The sequence below is a fragment of the Bartonella capreoli genome (assembly GCF_902813205.1).
In the GTDB taxonomy this organism is placed as follows: domain Bacteria; phylum Pseudomonadota; class Alphaproteobacteria; order Rhizobiales; family Rhizobiaceae; genus Bartonella; species Bartonella schoenbuchensis.
Genome location: NZ_CADDZX010000367.1, coordinates 1 through 392, shown reverse-complemented (window position 1 = coordinate 392; position 392 = coordinate 1). Strand labels below are relative to the sequence as shown.

Annotated in this window: 1 protein-coding gene; it reads right to left on the bottom strand. The window is 48.2% G+C overall.

All coding sequences use genetic code 11. The annotated features are described in order from the left end of the window. Nucleotides 1-392 (bottom strand): flagellar basal body P-ring protein FlgI (locus J7R05_RS08830; protein WP_208541925.1); only part of this gene is annotated, 392 nt, incomplete at both ends.

Here is a 392-nt window from a genome sequence, read left to right as displayed (position 1 = left end):
CCAAAATAACCTTATTACTCTGGTTGAAATTACCTTCAATCTTCTGCTCCACCAGCGCACCATTAGGAATACGACCCGATGTGGGAACACCTTGCGTCACACTTTCTGCCACGCCTTGAGAACCAAAACCAGAAATAACCATATTACCTTGCGCTACCGCATAAGTTGTACCATCCGCCCCAAGAAGCGGTGTCATCACCAATGTCCCACCTTGTAAAGACGTTGCATCTCCCAATGCAGAATCCGTCACATCAATGCGTGATCCTGGTGTGGCAAAGGGCACCATCTCAGCCGTAACGATAACAGCAGCAATATTATTGGCACGCGATGCACCAGCAGTAGGGCTCATCCCCAAATTATCAAGCATGGCTCGCATAGCTTGCTCTGTAAAA